Origin of the sequence: Burkholderia sp. RF2-non_BP3 (genome assembly GCF_001522185.1) — a bacterium.
Lineage (GTDB): Bacteria > Pseudomonadota > Gammaproteobacteria > Burkholderiales > Burkholderiaceae > Burkholderia > Burkholderia diffusa.
Genome location: NZ_LOSU01000032.1, coordinates 1 through 13,718, shown reverse-complemented (window position 1 = coordinate 13,718; position 13,718 = coordinate 1). Strand labels below are relative to the sequence as shown.

Sequence of the window (13,718 nt, the reverse complement as noted above, 5' to 3'; positions counted from 1 at the left end):
TCACATCTCTTTCATGCACAGTTCGAGCGCGGCTTCCCAGTGCGGCGCGCACAAGCCGAAGTGCTCCGCCAGTTTTGCATTCGACATGCGGGAATTGGCCGGGCGCGACGCGGGTGTCGGATAAGCGCTGGCCGGAATGGGCGACAGCGACGGCTTTTTCGACAGATTCGAAAGACGGAAGATCGCCTCGGCGAATCCATGCCATGAAGTTGAGCCGGCCGCACACAGGTGATAGACGCCCGAATGCGTGTTCCACCATTCGTGCTGTCCGTCCCGTTCGTTCATGGCGGCACCGATAGCTTGCGCGGCGACGTTCGCGCTCAGCGCGGCGATCGTCTTCGACCAGGTTGGCGCACCGATCTGGTCCGCGACGATTTTCAGTTCGTCACGCTCGGCGCCGAGGCGCAGCATGGTCAACAGAAAGTTCTTGCCGCGCGTGCCGTACACCCAACTCGTACGGAAAATCAGGTGCGCGCATCCCGATGCCGCGATCGCCTGCTCGCCCGCGAGCTTGGTCGCGCCGTACACGTTTTGCGGATCGACCGGATCGTCCTCGGTGTACGGGCCGTTCTTCGTCCCGGCAAACACGTAGTCCGTCGAGTAGTGAATCAGCGCCGCACCGATGCGCTTCGCTTCTTCGGCGAGCACGGCCGGTGCCTCCGCATTCAGGCGCGTGGCCAACGCGATGTCGTTCTGCGCCTGATCCACGGCCGTATAGGCGGCCGGGTTGACGATGATGTCCGGCCCGACGTTGCGCACGACGTCGCGCACCTGATCAAGGCGCGACAAGTCGAGCTCCCCACGATCGAGCGCGACCACCTTGCCGAGACCCTGCAGGCTGCGCGCCAGTTCGAATCCCACCTGGCCATTGATGCCGGTGAGCAGGATGGTCCGTTGCTCGGGCGATTTTTTCTGTCCCACAGTGCCGCTCACTCGTAGTGCTCGGCTTCGGCGAGCCGCTTGCCAGCCACATCCTTGGCCGCGAGCACCGGCTCGCCGTCGAGCGGCCAATCGATGCCGATCTCCGGATCGTTCCACAGCAAGCTGCGCTCGTGCTCCGGGAACCAGTAGTCGGTGGTCTTGTAGAGGAATTGCGCCGTCTCCGACAGCACCACGAAGCCGTGCGCGAAGCCGGGGGGCACCCAGAGCTGGCGATGGTTGTCGGCCGACAGTGTCACGCCGGCCCATTTGCCGAAATTCGGCGAACTGCGCCGGATGTCGACCGCGACGTCGAACACCTCGCCCTCGACCACGCGCACGAGTTTGCCTTGCGCGTGCTCGATCTGGTAGTGGAGCCCGCGCAGTACGCCTTTTACGGAGCGCGAGTGGTTGTCCTGGACGAACTCGACGTCAGCCTCGACGAGCGCAGCGAATTCCCGCGCGTTGAAGCTCTCATAGAAATAGCCGCGCGCGTCGCCGAATACCTTCGGCTCGACGATCTTGACTTCGGGGAGCGCCGTAGCAGTTACCGTGATGGCCATGCAACCTGATCCGTAAGAATGTTCAGCAAATATTTGCCGTAGCCGTTTTTCGACAGCGGCTGCGCGAGCTTCTGTACCTGCTCGGCATCGATCCAGTGCCGGCGGTACGCGATCTCCTCGGGGCAGGCGACGACCAGGCCTTGCCGCTTCTGCAACGTCGCGATGAAGCTCGCGGCCTCGATCAGCGAATCGTGGGTACCGGTGTCGAGCCATGCATAACCGCGGCCCATGATCTCGACGTTCAACGCACCGTCCGCGAGATAGCGGGAATTGACGTCGGTGATTTCGAGCTCGCCGCGCGGCGACGGCTCGATGTCGGCGGCGATGTCGCACACGCGGTTGTCGTAGAAGTAGAGACCGGTCACGGCGTAGTTCGAACGCGGCTTGGCCGGCTTCTCTTCGATCGATACGGCACGGAAGTCCTGATCGAATTCGACGACGCCGTAACGTTCCGGATCATGCACGTGATAGGCGAACACCGTCGCGCCCGCGTCTTGCGCGTCTGCGTGCTCGAGCTGTTTGGCGAGGTCATGACCATAGAAGATGTTGTCGCCAAGGATGAGCGCCGACGGATCGTTGCCCACGAATTCGCGACCGATGATGAAGGCCTGTGCAAGGCCGTCGGGCGACGGCTGCACCGCATACCGGATGTTCATCCCCCACTGGCCGCCGTCGCCGAGCATGGCTTCGAAGCGTGGGGTGTCCTGCGGTGTCGAGATGATCAGGACGTCGCGAATGCCCGCGACCATCAGCGTCGAGAGCGGGTAATAGATCATCGGCTTGTCGTAGACCGGAAGCAGTTGCTTCGAGACCGCATGCGTGATCGGATAGAGCCGTGTGCCGGAACCGCCGGCGAGAATGATGCCCTTGCGCGCCATGTCCGTTCCTCTTACGCGCGGTGCGCGTAGTTCGTTGCGACCCACTTCCGGTAGTCGCCCGAAGCGACTTCGTCGACCCATTCCTGATGGTCCAGATACCAGCGCACCGTTTTCGCGAGACCGGTTTCGAACGTTTCGGCGGGCTTCCAGCCGAGTTCGCGCTCGAGCTTGCGTGCGTCGATCGCATAGCGGCGATCGTGGCCCGGCCGGTCGGTCACGTAAGTGATCTGGTCGCGATACGAACCCGCCGATTTCGGTCGCAGTTCGTCAAGCAGGTCGCACAGCGTGTGCACGACCTCGAGATTCGTTTTCTCGTTCCAGCCGCCGACGTTGTACGTCTCGCCGGTCTGGCCGCGCGCGAGTACCTCGCGGATCGCACTGCAGTGATCGCCCACATACAGCCAGTCCCGAACATTCTGGCCGTCGCCGTACACGGGCAACGGCTTTCCGGCGAGCGCGTTGGCGATCATCAGCGGAATGAGTTTCTCGGGGAACTGGTACGGGCCGTAGTTGTTCGAGCAGTTCGTGGTGAGCGTGGGCAGGCCGTAAGTATGCTGATACGCGCGCACGAGATGGTCGGAACCGGCCTTGGTCGCCGAATAGGGGCTGTTCGGTGCGTACGGAGTCGTTTCGGAGAATTGCGGATCGGCAGGCGACAGCGAACCGAATACTTCGTCCGTGGAAACGTGCAGAAAGCGAAATGCGGCCTTGTCCGTCTCTGGCAGCATATTCCAGTATTGGCGTGCTGCTTCGAGCAGCGTAAATGTTCCGACGACATTGGTCTGAACAAAATCCGCCGGCCCGTGAATCGAGCGATCGACATGGCTTTCCGCAGCGAAATGCAGGACTGCGCGAGGCTTGTATTCGGCGAACAATGCATCGAGCGCCGCTCGGTCGCAAATATCGGCCTGCGCGAACACGTGCTTCGGGTTTCCGTGCAGCGCCTTTAATGTTCCGAGATTGCCCGCATAGGTCAATTTGTCGACGTTCAGAACCGATTCGTCAGATTGACGCAGCCAATCCAGCACAAAATTGGCCCCGATAAAGCCGGCGCCACCTGTAACCAATATCATGTAGCCTCTTTTTTTATGTTAATGGCAGTGAATCCTGCCTTGCTCTCGTTCGTGCGCGTAGCCCTCGATTGACGCTGGACGAGGAATTGCCAAGAAATCATGCGGCCGGGACAGATCTGGGGCTGGGTTGCACGCATATTCTAGGGTATTCCTTCGAGGCGACGCATGTATCAACCGGACAGTCTGCTTTGAAAGACTATTAATTCTCTATACCGCGGGACTCGGATGATGACGGTTGTGAGCGGTGTATCTCGGTTTTCCGTGTGCTTGCGCGGGATTCATCAGACGTCTATCACACGCAAACATTTGCGGAAAACAGCGGCAAGACGAGTGCACGCAGAAGTCGGCGCCGAATGCAGTGATGGTCTTTTGGATACTAAAAATCGATGGCAACTATATCATGCGCGATTCGATCCGTGCGAATCGGTCGTTTTATATCGGGATTTGGAGTCGCAATATTTTTACTTTACTGTCATGGTGGGGCGCCGCGGCCATTGACGTCCCTGTCGTATTACTCGTTAAATACGGTTCGATTCGGACTCATTTCCCCGCTGCGGCGGGGAATTTAGACGCGCTTCAACCTACTTGTGCCGCGGATTGAACGGCCGCTGCTGCACATCCGCCCCATGCGCGACGATCGCCGTGCTTTCGGGCACTTCCTCCCATGCGCTGCGCAGGTCGACGAGCGGTTCCGACACGACCATGAACGCGTCGTCGCCCGCTTCGACGATGCGCGGATTGTGTGGGTAAAGTTCGTGCAGATGCTTGAATGACGTGCTGTGGAACAGCGAGCGCGATTGCCGTTCGCTCGAGTAGCGCACCGCGATGATCCGGTCGCCGTCCGTCGCGCAGATCGTCATGTTGAGCGGCTCGGCGACGCGGTAGCGCGCGGCTGTGTCCTCGATCACGCCGACCATGCGTTCGAGCGCCGGCAGCGGCATCTGCTCGAGGCCGTAGGTCAACGCGAGACGGAACATCACCTCGGAGTCGGTCGACCCTTCGAGCGTAGCGAACAGCGCCGGGTCGACCTTCATGGTCAGGTCGCGGCGCAGCTTGTGGAAATCGCGGATCAGCCCGTTGTGCGCGAACAGCCAGCGGCCATGGCGGAACGGGTGACAGTTGGTTTCCTGGACGGGCGTGTCGGTTGCCGCACGGATGTGCGCGATGAACATCCGCGAGCGGATCGCGCGCGCGGCTTCGCGCAGGTTGCGGTCGTTCCATGCGGGATGCACGGAGCGGTAGCGGAACGGCAGTTCATCGGGGCGGCCGTACCAGCCGATGCCGAACCCGTCGCCGTTGGTGGTCGTGGCGCCCAGTTCCGAATGCAGGCTCTGGTCGATCAGCGAATGCTTCGCGCGAAACAGTACGGTCTCGAGATGGATCGGATTACCCGTATAGGCGAGCCAGCGGCACATGGAGCGCTCCTTCGCGATGAATCCTCTCGCGCATGGTAGCCGACTTCGCGGCGCCGCTATACGCGGCTGCCGCGCGCTCGCCGGTTGGCGGACTGCGCTGGGCGATCGTCGATGAAGGATGCGGCGGGTGCCGCATCCTTCGTGCACGCGTCAGTCGCCGAGCGCGTCCATCACGCGGGCGGAGTAGACGAGCGCCGCGCCCGCATTCAGTGCGATCGCGACACCGAGCGCTTCGGCCACTTCCTCTTTGGTCGCGCCATGCTTCGCGGCTTCCGCCGTGTGCACGGCGATACAGCCGTCGCAGCGCGTCGTGACGGCCACCGCGAGCGCGATCAGTTCGCGCGTCTTCGCGTCGAGATGACCCGTCTTGGCACCGGCGCCGGACAGCGCCTTGTAGCCGGCCAGCGTGTCGGGCGAGAGCTTCGCGATTTCGCCGATGCGCGTCGTGAGTTCCTTCCGGTATTCGTTCCAGTTCAGCATGATGCGTCCTTTCGAGAAGAAGTGGATCGGGCGGCGGATGCCGCGATCTCGGGCGATGCAGCACTTATTCTGATCGCCTATGCTGAGGGTTTCGATACGCTAGAGTGTCAATTTTTAGCGCAAACGTCTCATGGACGCGTTGAGTCAATTGTTGTCGCTGGGTCGCAGTCATGTCGAACTCGACGTGCGCTGCCTGCTCGATGGCCCGTTCGCGATGCCGCACGATCCGTTGCCGCCCGGCGAGGCGGCGTTTCACCTGCTGCTGTCCGGTACGTGCCAGCTGCGCACGGCCGACGGGCGCACGCTGCGGCTGTCCGACGGCGATTTCGTGCTGTTGCCGGCGGGGGACGCGCACGACTTGTCCGATGTCGAGGGCGGCGGTGTGCGGTCGGTCGCGTCGCTGCGCGAACCAGGCGCGGCCGGCGGTGCAGTGCTGCCGGTCAAGTCGAATCGCGATCCCGCGGCCCCGGCCGATGCAAGTGTCGACCTGCTCTGCGGGCGCTTCGTCTACGCGCGCGGCGCCGGTGATTTGTTGATGCGCACGCTGCCGCGCGTGCTGCATGTCGGGCTGCGCGAGGCGTCGGGGCCTGCGTCGCTGCAACTGCTGACGAGCGTGCTGCGCGCGGAGGCATCGAACGCGCAGCCGGGTGCGCGTGCAATCGTGAATGCGCTCGGACAGGCGCTGCTCGCCTACGCGTTGCGCGCGTACGGCCGCGATGCGCGCGTGCCGGCCGGCTGGCTCGCATTGGCCGCCGACGCGCGGCTCGGCCCGTCGGTCCAGGCCGTGCTGCAGGCGCCGGCGCAATCGTGGACGGTCGAGTCGCTCGGTGCGGCATCCGCGATGTCGCGTGCGACCTATGCGCGGCATTTCCGAGCGAAGGCGGGGATGAGCGTCGGCGCATTCGTCGCGCGGATCCGGATGATGCATGCATGCGCGCTGCTTCAGGATACGCAGCGCGGCCAGGCGGAAATCGGGCAGGCGGTCGGCTATCAGTCGGAGGCGGCGTTCGGCAAGGCGTTTCGCGCGGTGCTCGGCACGACGCCGGGGCGCTGGCGGCGCGCGCAGCGCGGCACGTGAGGTTGCCCGCGGGATCGTCGTGCTCGACGATGAATCGTTGGCGAAAAACGAGGAGGGGAGAAGTGTCTGCCTGCCGCGGCGCACACCCGCTTGCGAGGCAACGACAATGAAAAAGGGGCTTCCGGTTTCCCGGAAGCCCCTTCTTGACATCTTGGTAGGCCGTGCGTGACTCGAACACGCGACCAACGGATTAAAAGTCCGCTGCTCTACCAACTGAGCTAACGACCCAAAGAGCAAAAAATTATAGCGGCGGATCGCTGGTCTGTCAACAACCCGTCACCATGATTTATTTGATGCTTTCGATCTTGCCCTGTGCCGTCTGCGCAGCGTTCGATCCGGCGTATTGCGATACGACCTGCTCGAACGTCTTCTTCGCGGCCGCCTTCTGGCCTTGCTCGAGCTGGTTCGTACCGATCGCGACGAGCGCGTCGGCCGCGCGCGGATGCTGCGGATACTTGCTCACGATCGCTTGCCACGTCGCGGTCGAGCCGCGGTAGTCGCGTAGCGCGTATTGCGCGTTGCCAAGCCAGTACTGCGCGGTCGGCTGGTACGGGCTCTGCGGATACTTCGCGATGAAACTGCGAAACGACGCGGCGGCAGCCTTGAAGTTGCCGTTGCGGAATTGCTGCTGCGCCGCACTGAGCGCATCCGTTTCACCCGGCTGCACGGTGCCTTCGACACCATCGATCGTCGCCTGTTGCGGCTCGAACTTCTTGAGCCGCGTGTCGAGATCCTGGTAGTACTCCTTCTGCTGCCGCTCGAGCGTCGTCAGCCGGTTCGTCAGATCTTCGTTCTCGCCGCGCAGCGTCGCGACCTGCTGGTTCAGCTGGTCGATACGACCGGATTGATCGAGGATCGTACGCTGGGCGGCCGACAACTGGCTGGACAGGTTGTCGCTCTTGCTGCGCAGATCGAGCACGGCGCGGCGCGCCTCGTTGTCGTCGAACATGCCGGCGTGCGCCGGCGCGGCCGACCACGCCGCGCCGACGACGCAGATTGCTGCGGTGATCCGCAGCCAGGATACACGGTGCGTCATACGGCAACTCTTCCGTTACTTACTGTTGGTAGACGAGGTCGGCGCGACGGTTCTGCGCCCACGATGCTTCGTCGTGACCCGATGCTTGCGGCTTTTCCTTGCCGAGGCTCACGGCTTCCATCTGCGAGTCGTTCACGCCGAGCAGCGCCATCGCGCGGCGGACAGCCTCCGCACGCTTCTGGCCCAGCGCGAGGTTGTACTCGCTCGTGCCGCGTTCGTCGGTGTTGCCCTGGATCAGCACGTGGCGCTGCGGGTGGCTCTTCAGGTACTGCGTGTGTTGCTGCAGCAGCGGCTGGTATTCGTCCTTCACCGAATAGCTGTCGAAGTCGAAGTAGATGCTGCGCTTCGCGAGCGGGCTGTTCGGGTCGTTCAGCGGATCGACGTTCACTTGTGCGACGTTGTCGGCGCTCGGTTGCGTGCTCATCGCGCCCGCGTTGGCCTTGTCGTCGAGCTTCACGCCCGACTTACACGCTGCGAGCGCGCTGATCATCATCACGGCCAGGGCCAGACGAGCTTTGTTCGACATCATGGTTACTCTCCTTGTGGTCATTGCATGAAGGGCCCCCACGACGGCTCACGAACGGAGCCGCCCTGGACGGACAGGATCTGCGGCGGCGCGCTGCCGTCGGAGGGCACTGCTGCCAGCACGTTGCGACCACCCGACTGGGTAGCGTAAAGAAGGTACTGGCCGTTTGCCGCGAAGCTCGGCGATTCGTCGCGATTGGTATTCGTGATGGCGTTCGCCGCGCCGGTTTGCAGATCCTGAACGTACAGCTTGAACCCCCCACCCGTGCGGGAGATGTAGGCGAGCAGCTTGCCGTCCGGGCTGATGCGCGGGCTGGTGTTGTAGCTGCCGGTGAAGGTCACGCGTTGCGCGGAGCCGGCGCTTTCGCCTTGCGCGGGCATCCGGTAGATCTGCGGCGCGCCGCCGCGATCGCTCGTGAAATAGATCCAGCGGCCGTCCGGCGAGTAGAACGGCTCGGTATCGATCGAGCTGCTCTGCGTGAGCCGGCGCAGACCGCCGCCGTTCGCATTGACCGTATAGATTTGCGTATTGCCCGTCAGCGACAGCGCAACGGCCAGCGTGTTGCTGTCCGGCGACCACGCCGGCGCACTGTTGTTGCCCTTCTGGTCGGAGACGATGTAGCGGCGGCCGGTCGGCAGGTCGTGGATGTAGACGATCGGCTTCTTGCGCTCGAACGATACGTACGCGACCTTCGTGCCGTTTGGCGACCAGGCCGGCGAGATGATCGGCTCGCTGCTGGTCAGTGCGCTAATGGCGTTTTGGCCGTCGGAATCGGAGACCTGCAACTTGTACTTGTTGCCGATCTTGACCACATACGACAGGCGCGTGGCGAACACGCCGCGCGTGCCGAGTAGCTTCTGGTAGATGTAGTCAGCGATCTGATGACCGGCCTTGCGCAGCGAGCTATCGTTTGCTGCCGTCAGCGACAGGCCGCCGAGGCTTTGCTGCTTCACGGTGTCGTACAGGATGAAGTTCACCTTGTACTGGCCGTTGGCTTCGCGGTTCACGCTGCCGGCGACGAACGCGTTCGCGCCCTTGGCCTTCCATGCGCCGAGATCGACCGATGCGGTCTCGGGCACGGGCGTGCTGCCCGCGTCGATATTGGTGAATTTGCCGCTGCGGGCGAGGTCGGCGCGGACGATCGACGTGACCTGCTGCGGCAGGCCCGCCTCGTTCGCGAAGTTCGCGGTGGCAATGGGGAACTGGGTCGAACCGACGCCGGTGATCAGCACGTTGACCTGCGCGTTAGCGGCGCCGCCGGCCGCAATCAGACACGAGGCCACGAGTGCCCTGAAACCTAGTTTCGTCATCAAACTCATGCTTCTTGCTTCCCATGTGACTTGGATCGCTGCGCAACCGCAGAGACAGTAAAAATACCCGATTCGTTCCCGTCCGGCAGCGACGCACGGAGTGTAAGCGCATTTGCGATCACTCTGCCGCCTTGAAGGTAATCGTAATGTCGGACGGGGTACGACCGTTGGAATCGGGCGGCAATGGGACCGACGCCTGAATCGCATTGACCACGGCTTGATCCCACCCCGAATTTCCGCTCGAACGGCGGATCGAAACGCTCAGCACGTCGCCCGACGGCGTGCAGCGGATCGCGACGACCGTCGTCAGGCCCGCGCGCTCGCCGCCCCAGACGATGTTCGGCTTCACACGGCGACGCACCTTGTCGGGATAGCCGGGCGACGCGGCGTTGCCGCCGGAGCCCGTCCCAGTACCGCTTTTCGCGAGGCCTTCACCGCCGCCTTCGCCGGCCCCGGACATGCCTTGCATCTGCGCGAGACGCGCGCTGCGCTCGCGGTCGAGCTTCGCCTTCGCCGCCGCGTCGGCCTTCGCGCGCGCCGTCGCTTCGGCCTTCGCCTTGGCCTGGGCTTCCGCCTTCGCCTTCGCGGCCGCGTCGGCCTTGGCCTTCGCCGCTTGCTGCGCTTCAAGCTGCGCCTGCTTCTGTTGCTGCAGTTTCTGCTGCTGGAGTTTCTGCTGTTCGAGCTTCTGCTGCTCCACAAGCTGTTGTTGCTTGAGCTTGTCCGCCTGCTTCTGCTTTTCGCGCTCGGCGGCCTTCTGCGCCGCGAGGGCAGCAGCCTGCTGGGCCGCCAATTGCTCGCGCCGCGCTTCTTCTTGCTGGGCCTTCAGTTGCTGCGCGCGACGCTGCTGCTCGAGCAGCGCTTCGCGCGCGGCCGCTTCCTGTTGCCGTTTCTTCTGCTGCAGCGCGATGTCCGCCTGCTCGTCCCGCACCGGGGGAGGGGGCGGAGCGAGCTTCGCGGGCGGCGTCGGCGTGACGACGGGCCGCGGCGCGGGCACGTCGGGCACCTCGGTCCACAGTTCGGCTTCGGCGCCGGCCGGCGTGCTGTTCTGCCACTGCACGCCGTGATAGAGGAACAACGCGAGCAGCACGTGCATCAGCGCGGCGAGCGCGAACGCGCGCCAGGTGCCGCGTTCGCGAGGGGGCTGAGACGGATAGGCGTTGCCGCGCGTGGATTGCTGCCGGTTCATTGCGATTTGACGAGGAGGCCGACGCGCTTGACGCCACGCGCCTTCAGGTCCGACATCACGGTCATGACGGCATCGTACCGCACGGTCTTGTCGGCCGCGATCACGACGGGCTGGTCGGGATGGTCAGCCTGCCGGGCCAGGATGAAGCTGTCGAGCTCGGCCTTGGTCATCGTGTCTTCCTGCGTCGCGCCGGAGTCGCCCTTGTACTTGACGCTCATCGTGCGGTCGGCCTTGATGTTGACGACGACCGGCGGCGTCTGTTCCTGGGGTGCGGCATTGCCGACGGTCGGCAGATTGATGATCGACGGGGCGACGAGCGGTGCCGTGACCATGAAGATCACGAGCAGCACCAGCATCACGTCGATGTACGGCACGACGTTGATGTCGGCCATCGCGCGGCGCGAGCGGCCGCCGCGCATGCTGGATCGAATGGGACTTCCTGCCATGGCGCGCTCCTTACTGGGCCTGACGCTGCAGGATGTTCGAGAACTCTTCGATGAAGGTCTCGAAGCGGATCGCGAGGCGGTCGATGTCGTGCGCGTAGCGGTTGTACGCAACCACCGCCGGAATCGCGGCGAACAGGCCGATCGCGGTGGCGACGAGCGCCTCGGCAATGCCCGGTGCGACGTTCGCGAGCGTCGCCTGCTGCACGTTCGCCAGGCCGCGGAACGAGTTCATGATCCCCCAGACGGTGCCGAACAGACCGATGTACGGACTGACCGAGCCGACCGACGCGAGGAACGCGAGGTTCGCTTCGAGCACGTCCATTTCGCGCTGGAACGACGCGCGCATCGCACGGCGCGCGCCGTCGAGCACGAGGCCCGGGTCGCTGATGCGCTTTTCCTTCGCCTTCAGAAACTCACGCATCCCCGATTCGAAAATCCGCTCGAGCGCGCCGATCGTGTGGCGATTGTTGGCCGCGCTCTGATACAGCGCCTGCAGGTCACCGCCCGACCAGAAATCTCTTTCGAAGCGTTCGGTCTGCGCGCGTGCGCGGCGGATCGCGAACCACTTGCGGAAGATGAAGGTCCACGACATCAGCGACAGAAGCAGCAGCAGCCCCATCACGGCCTGGGCCAGCACGCTCGCGTTGAGGACGAGGGAAATGATCGACAGGTCTTGAGAAGTGTTCATAGAGGTTTGAGTAACGTCCCTTCGGGGGTGTCCGGCGAGGGGGCACGGTATGCGTGTGGCGCGGCGCGCTGGCCTGGCCTGGCGCCGAACCTTGCTTAGTATCGATTCAGGAAGGCAAGTTCATAGGTTTTGTCTAAACGGTGCTCATCCGAGCTGCGTTGACAATACAGTCTGCCCGGTGTCGATGACGGGCCCGCGTTGCAGCGCGTCGAGCACGACCGGCGGGATTGCCGCGGGCCGGATGCCGGTTCGGTCGACGCAGCCGAGGCGGATGTGTCCGGCGACGAGCAGCGTGTCGCCACGCCAGGCTTCCTGCGTAAATTCCACGGATGCGCGGCCGATGCGTCCGGGCCGGCTCGTGATCGTCAGCGCGTCGTCGAGTCGCGCCGGCGCGCGGTAGTCGAGCGAGGTACTGCGGACGATGAAGATCGCGCCCGTGTCGTCGGCGAGCCGACGCTGGTCGATGCCGCACGCGCGCAGCCATTCTGTGCGGGCGCGCTCGAAGAATTTCAGGTAGTTGGCATAGAAGACGATGCCGCCTGCGTCGGTGTCCTCGTAGTACACGCGTACCGGCCAGGTGAAGCCGGAGTGCGCGTCCGGGGAGCGGGTAGGCTGAGTCATGGCGCGCATTTTACCGGAAGGCCGAGGCCCGATTCGTAACCGATTCGTAACGGAATGTAGTACGTCGCAGCACACCGCGGGCCGGCCGGAACCGGGCCCGCTGCTGCGCTCGCCGTGTCAGCCGCGATGGATCGCGAGGCCGGCCGGGGCTTGGGCGACCGGCATCATTTCGATCGTATTGATGTTGACGTGCGCGGGGCGCGTCGCGATCCAGTAGATCGTGTCGGCGATGTCCTCGGCCGTGAGCGGCTGGACGTTCTGGTAGACGTTCGCCGCCTTCGCATCGTCGCCGCGGAAGCGGACGTTCGAGAATTCCGTGCCGCCGCACAGGCCCGGCTCGATATCGGTGACGCGCAACGGCGTGCCGATCAGGTCGGCGCGCAGGTTCAGGCTGAATTGTCGGACGAAAGCCTTGGTCGCACCGTATACGTTCCCGCCCGGATACGGATAGGTGCCGGCCACCGAACCCAGGTTGAAGATGTGACCGCGCCCGCGCTCAATCATGCCGGGCAGCAACGCATGGGTGACGGTCACGAGGCCTGAGCAGTTCGTGTCGATCATGGTCTGCCACTCGTCGAGGCTGGCCTTGTGCGCAGGCTCGACGCCGAGCGCGAGACCGGCGTTGTTGACGAGGACGTCGAGCGCCGCGAATTCGGCGGGAAGGGCGGCCGGCACGGCTTCGACGGCGGCGCGGTCGCGCACGTCGAGCTCGAACGGCAGCAGTGCGTCGCCGAGTTCGGCCGCGAGCGCATCGAGACGATCCTTGCGGCGCGCGGTTGCGACGACACGGTGGCCGCCCTTGACGAAGGCACGGGCGATGGCGGCGCCGAAGCCGGCGGACGCGCCTGTGACGAACACGATCATTGCTGCTCCTGGTCGGTAACAAAGTAGCGGATGGTATCCCGCAAGCCTACTGAGATTGCGGCACCGCGGCAAGGCGCCAAAGCGTGTCGGCACGGGCGCGTAAAGTCTGGCCCCTATTATTTCCGGGCGACTGCCGCGCGGTTGCCTATTCATGACGCATCCAATACACTAACGCGCTCATCACCCCTGCGTGACTGGCGATAGAACCCTTCGGGTTCAAGGTGGAGCATCCCACCGTGAAGCGCGGGGCGCCGTTTTTGCCGTTCGCCTGGGCAGCCGTTGTGCGCCGTCGCGTGCATCGCCGGTGGCTGTCCTGCCTCGCGTCATACGGATTCTTCCGCCACGTCGGGCTGGTTCCGCCAGCAGCGCAATGTACTCGGCCACTCCGGTCAACCTGTACACACTTAACGGAAACCGTATGTTTGACAGAGCCCAAAGCACCATCGCGAACGTCGATCCCGAAATCTTTGCTGCGATCGAGCAGGAAAACCGCCGCCAGGAAGAGCACATCGAGCTGATCGCGTCGGAAAACTACACGAGCCCGGCCGTGATGGCCGCCCAGGGCTCGCAGCTCACGAACAAGTACGCGGAAGGGTATCCGGGCAAGCGTTACTACGGCGGCTGTGAATACGTCGA

The 13,718-nt window shown here is 64.0% G+C and carries 15 protein-coding genes, 1 tRNA gene, 1 pseudogene and 1 riboswitch; of the genes and pseudogenes, 2 read left to right on the top strand and 15 right to left on the bottom strand.

Annotation, left to right across the window (positions count from 1 at the left end):
- The 6 genes from rfbD to WS45_RS15105 form a co-directional block, all read right to left on the bottom strand.
- Positions 1-921: a dTDP-4-dehydrorhamnose reductase gene (gene rfbD, locus WS45_RS15130; RefSeq protein WP_059700650.1), complete on the bottom strand. Its 921-nt coding sequence runs from the start codon at positions 919-921 to the stop codon at positions 1-3.
- Positions 922-929: 8 nt separating this feature from the next.
- Complete coding sequence (gene rfbC, locus WS45_RS15125; protein WP_059700649.1) at positions 930-1,481, bottom strand: dTDP-4-dehydrorhamnose 3,5-epimerase; 552 nt, start codon at positions 1,479-1,481, stop codon at positions 930-932.
- Complete coding sequence (gene rfbA, locus WS45_RS15120; RefSeq protein WP_059689016.1) at positions 1,466-2,359, bottom strand: glucose-1-phosphate thymidylyltransferase RfbA; 894 nt, start codon at positions 2,357-2,359, stop codon at positions 1,466-1,468. Before rfbA ends, rfbC begins: the two co-directional genes overlap by 16 nt.
- Positions 2,360-2,370: 11 nt before the next feature.
- Positions 2,371-3,432: a dTDP-glucose 4,6-dehydratase gene (rfbB, locus tag WS45_RS15115; RefSeq protein ID WP_059700648.1), complete on the bottom strand. Its 1,062-nt coding sequence runs from the start codon at positions 3,430-3,432 to the stop codon at positions 2,371-2,373.
- A 581-nt stretch (positions 3,433-4,013) separates the two neighbouring features.
- On the bottom strand, positions 4,014-4,847 hold the full coding sequence (locus WS45_RS15110) for a class II glutamine amidotransferase (RefSeq protein ID WP_059535478.1): 834 nt from the start codon (positions 4,845-4,847) through the stop codon (positions 4,014-4,016).
- Between the two features lie 150 nt (positions 4,848-4,997).
- On the bottom strand, positions 4,998-5,327 hold the full coding sequence (locus WS45_RS15105; protein ID WP_059474721.1) for a carboxymuconolactone decarboxylase family protein: 330 nt from the start codon (positions 5,325-5,327) through the stop codon (positions 4,998-5,000).
- A gap of 130 nt (positions 5,328-5,457) precedes the next feature.
- Here WS45_RS15105 and WS45_RS15100 point away from each other — a divergent pair, with 130 nt between their 5' ends.
- Complete coding sequence (locus tag WS45_RS15100; protein ID WP_059700647.1) at positions 5,458-6,405, top strand: cupin domain-containing protein; 948 nt, start codon at positions 5,458-5,460, stop codon at positions 6,403-6,405.
- A 152-nt stretch (positions 6,406-6,557) separates the two neighbouring features.
- Here WS45_RS15100 and WS45_RS15095 read toward each other — a convergent pair.
- The 9 genes from WS45_RS15095 to WS45_RS15055 all read right to left on the bottom strand — a co-directional run bounded on the left by WS45_RS15095 (position 6,558) and on the right by WS45_RS15055 (position 13,082).
- Positions 6,558-6,633, bottom strand: a tRNA-Lys gene (locus tag WS45_RS15095).
- Between the two features lie 58 nt (positions 6,634-6,691).
- Positions 6,692-7,441, bottom strand: a complete 750-nt coding sequence (ybgF, locus tag WS45_RS15090; RefSeq protein WP_059535482.1) for a tol-pal system protein YbgF — start codon at positions 7,439-7,441, stop codon at positions 6,692-6,694.
- A gap of 19 nt (positions 7,442-7,460) precedes the next feature.
- Positions 7,461-7,970, bottom strand: coding sequence for a peptidoglycan-associated lipoprotein Pal (pal, locus tag WS45_RS15085; protein WP_059535484.1), 510 nt, complete (start codon positions 7,968-7,970; stop codon positions 7,461-7,463).
- Between the two features lie 17 nt (positions 7,971-7,987).
- Positions 7,988-9,286 (bottom strand): Tol-Pal system beta propeller repeat protein TolB, encoded by a 1,299-nt coding sequence (gene tolB, locus WS45_RS15080; RefSeq protein ID WP_059535486.1) that lies wholly within the window; start codon positions 9,284-9,286, stop codon positions 7,988-7,990.
- Positions 9,287-9,395: 109 nt separating this feature from the next.
- Positions 9,396-10,463 carry a cell envelope integrity protein TolA gene (gene tolA / locus WS45_RS15075; protein WP_059535488.1) on the bottom strand — a complete coding sequence of 356 codons (1,068 nt, stop codon included), beginning with the start codon at positions 10,461-10,463 and terminating at the stop codon, positions 9,396-9,398.
- The gene (gene tolR / locus WS45_RS15070) at positions 10,460-10,909 is read right to left on the bottom strand and encodes a protein TolR (RefSeq protein ID WP_059700646.1); all 450 of its coding nucleotides are present in this window, start codon (positions 10,907-10,909) and stop codon (positions 10,460-10,462) included. Before tolR ends, tolA begins: the two co-directional genes overlap by 4 nt.
- Positions 10,910-10,919: 10 nt before the next feature.
- Positions 10,920-11,597 carry a protein TolQ gene (gene tolQ / locus WS45_RS15065; RefSeq protein WP_010091489.1) on the bottom strand — a complete coding sequence of 226 codons (678 nt, stop codon included), beginning with the start codon at positions 11,595-11,597 and terminating at the stop codon, positions 10,920-10,922.
- Positions 11,598-11,741: 144 nt separating this feature from the next.
- The gene (ybgC, locus tag WS45_RS15060; protein ID WP_059700645.1) at positions 11,742-12,227 is read right to left on the bottom strand and encodes a tol-pal system-associated acyl-CoA thioesterase; all 486 of its coding nucleotides are present in this window, start codon (positions 12,225-12,227) and stop codon (positions 11,742-11,744) included.
- Positions 12,228-12,335: 108 nt separating this feature from the next.
- Positions 12,336-13,082, bottom strand: coding sequence for an SDR family NAD(P)-dependent oxidoreductase (locus tag WS45_RS15055; RefSeq protein ID WP_059535494.1), 747 nt, complete (start codon positions 13,080-13,082; stop codon positions 12,336-12,338).
- Positions 13,083-13,262: 180 nt separating this feature from the next.
- Positions 13,263-13,363, top strand: a riboswitch (ZMP/ZTP riboswitch).
- A gap of 137 nt (positions 13,364-13,500) precedes the next feature.
- On the opposite strand from WS45_RS15055, the pseudogene glyA reads away from it, so the two are divergent.
- A pseudogene (gene glyA, locus WS45_RS15050) lies at positions 13,501-13,718 on the top strand (serine hydroxymethyltransferase); the annotation flags it as partial.

Coding starts and splice junctions, on each gene's coding strand:
- rfbC (WP_059700649.1), bottom strand. CDS start 1,481: ATGGCCATCACGGTAACTGCTACGGCGCTCCCCGAAGTCAAGATCGTC.
- rfbA (WP_059689016.1), bottom strand. CDS start 2,359: ATGGCGCGCAAGGGCATCATTCTCGCCGGCGGTTCCGGCACACGGCTC.
- rfbB (WP_059700648.1), bottom strand. CDS start 3,432: ATGATATTGGTTACAGGTGGCGCCGGCTTTATCGGGGCCAATTTTGTG.
- WS45_RS15110 (WP_059535478.1), bottom strand. CDS start 4,847: ATGTGCCGCTGGCTCGCCTATACGGGTAATCCGATCCATCTCGAGACC.
- WS45_RS15105 (WP_059474721.1), bottom strand. CDS start 5,327: ATGCTGAACTGGAACGAATACCGGAAGGAACTCACGACGCGCATCGGC.
- WS45_RS15100 (WP_059700647.1), top strand. CDS start 5,458: ATGGACGCGTTGAGTCAATTGTTGTCGCTGGGTCGCAGTCATGTCGAA.
- ybgF (WP_059535482.1), bottom strand. CDS start 7,441: ATGACGCACCGTGTATCCTGGCTGCGGATCACCGCAGCAATCTGCGTC.
- pal (WP_059535484.1), bottom strand. CDS start 7,970: ATGATGTCGAACAAAGCTCGTCTGGCCCTGGCCGTGATGATGATCAGC.
- tolB (WP_059535486.1), bottom strand. CDS start 9,286: ATGAGTTTGATGACGAAACTAGGTTTCAGGGCACTCGTGGCCTCGTGT.
- tolA (WP_059535488.1), bottom strand. CDS start 10,463: ATGAACCGGCAGCAATCCACGCGCGGCAACGCCTATCCGTCTCAGCCC.
- tolR (WP_059700646.1), bottom strand. CDS start 10,909: ATGGCAGGAAGTCCCATTCGATCCAGCATGCGCGGCGGCCGCTCGCGC.
- tolQ (WP_010091489.1), bottom strand. CDS start 11,597: ATGAACACTTCTCAAGACCTGTCGATCATTTCCCTCGTCCTCAACGCG.
- ybgC (WP_059700645.1), bottom strand. CDS start 12,227: ATGCGCGCCATGACTCAGCCTACCCGCTCCCCGGACGCGCACTCCGGC.
- WS45_RS15055 (WP_059535494.1), bottom strand. CDS start 13,082: ATGATCGTGTTCGTCACAGGCGCGTCCGCCGGCTTCGGCGCCGCCATC.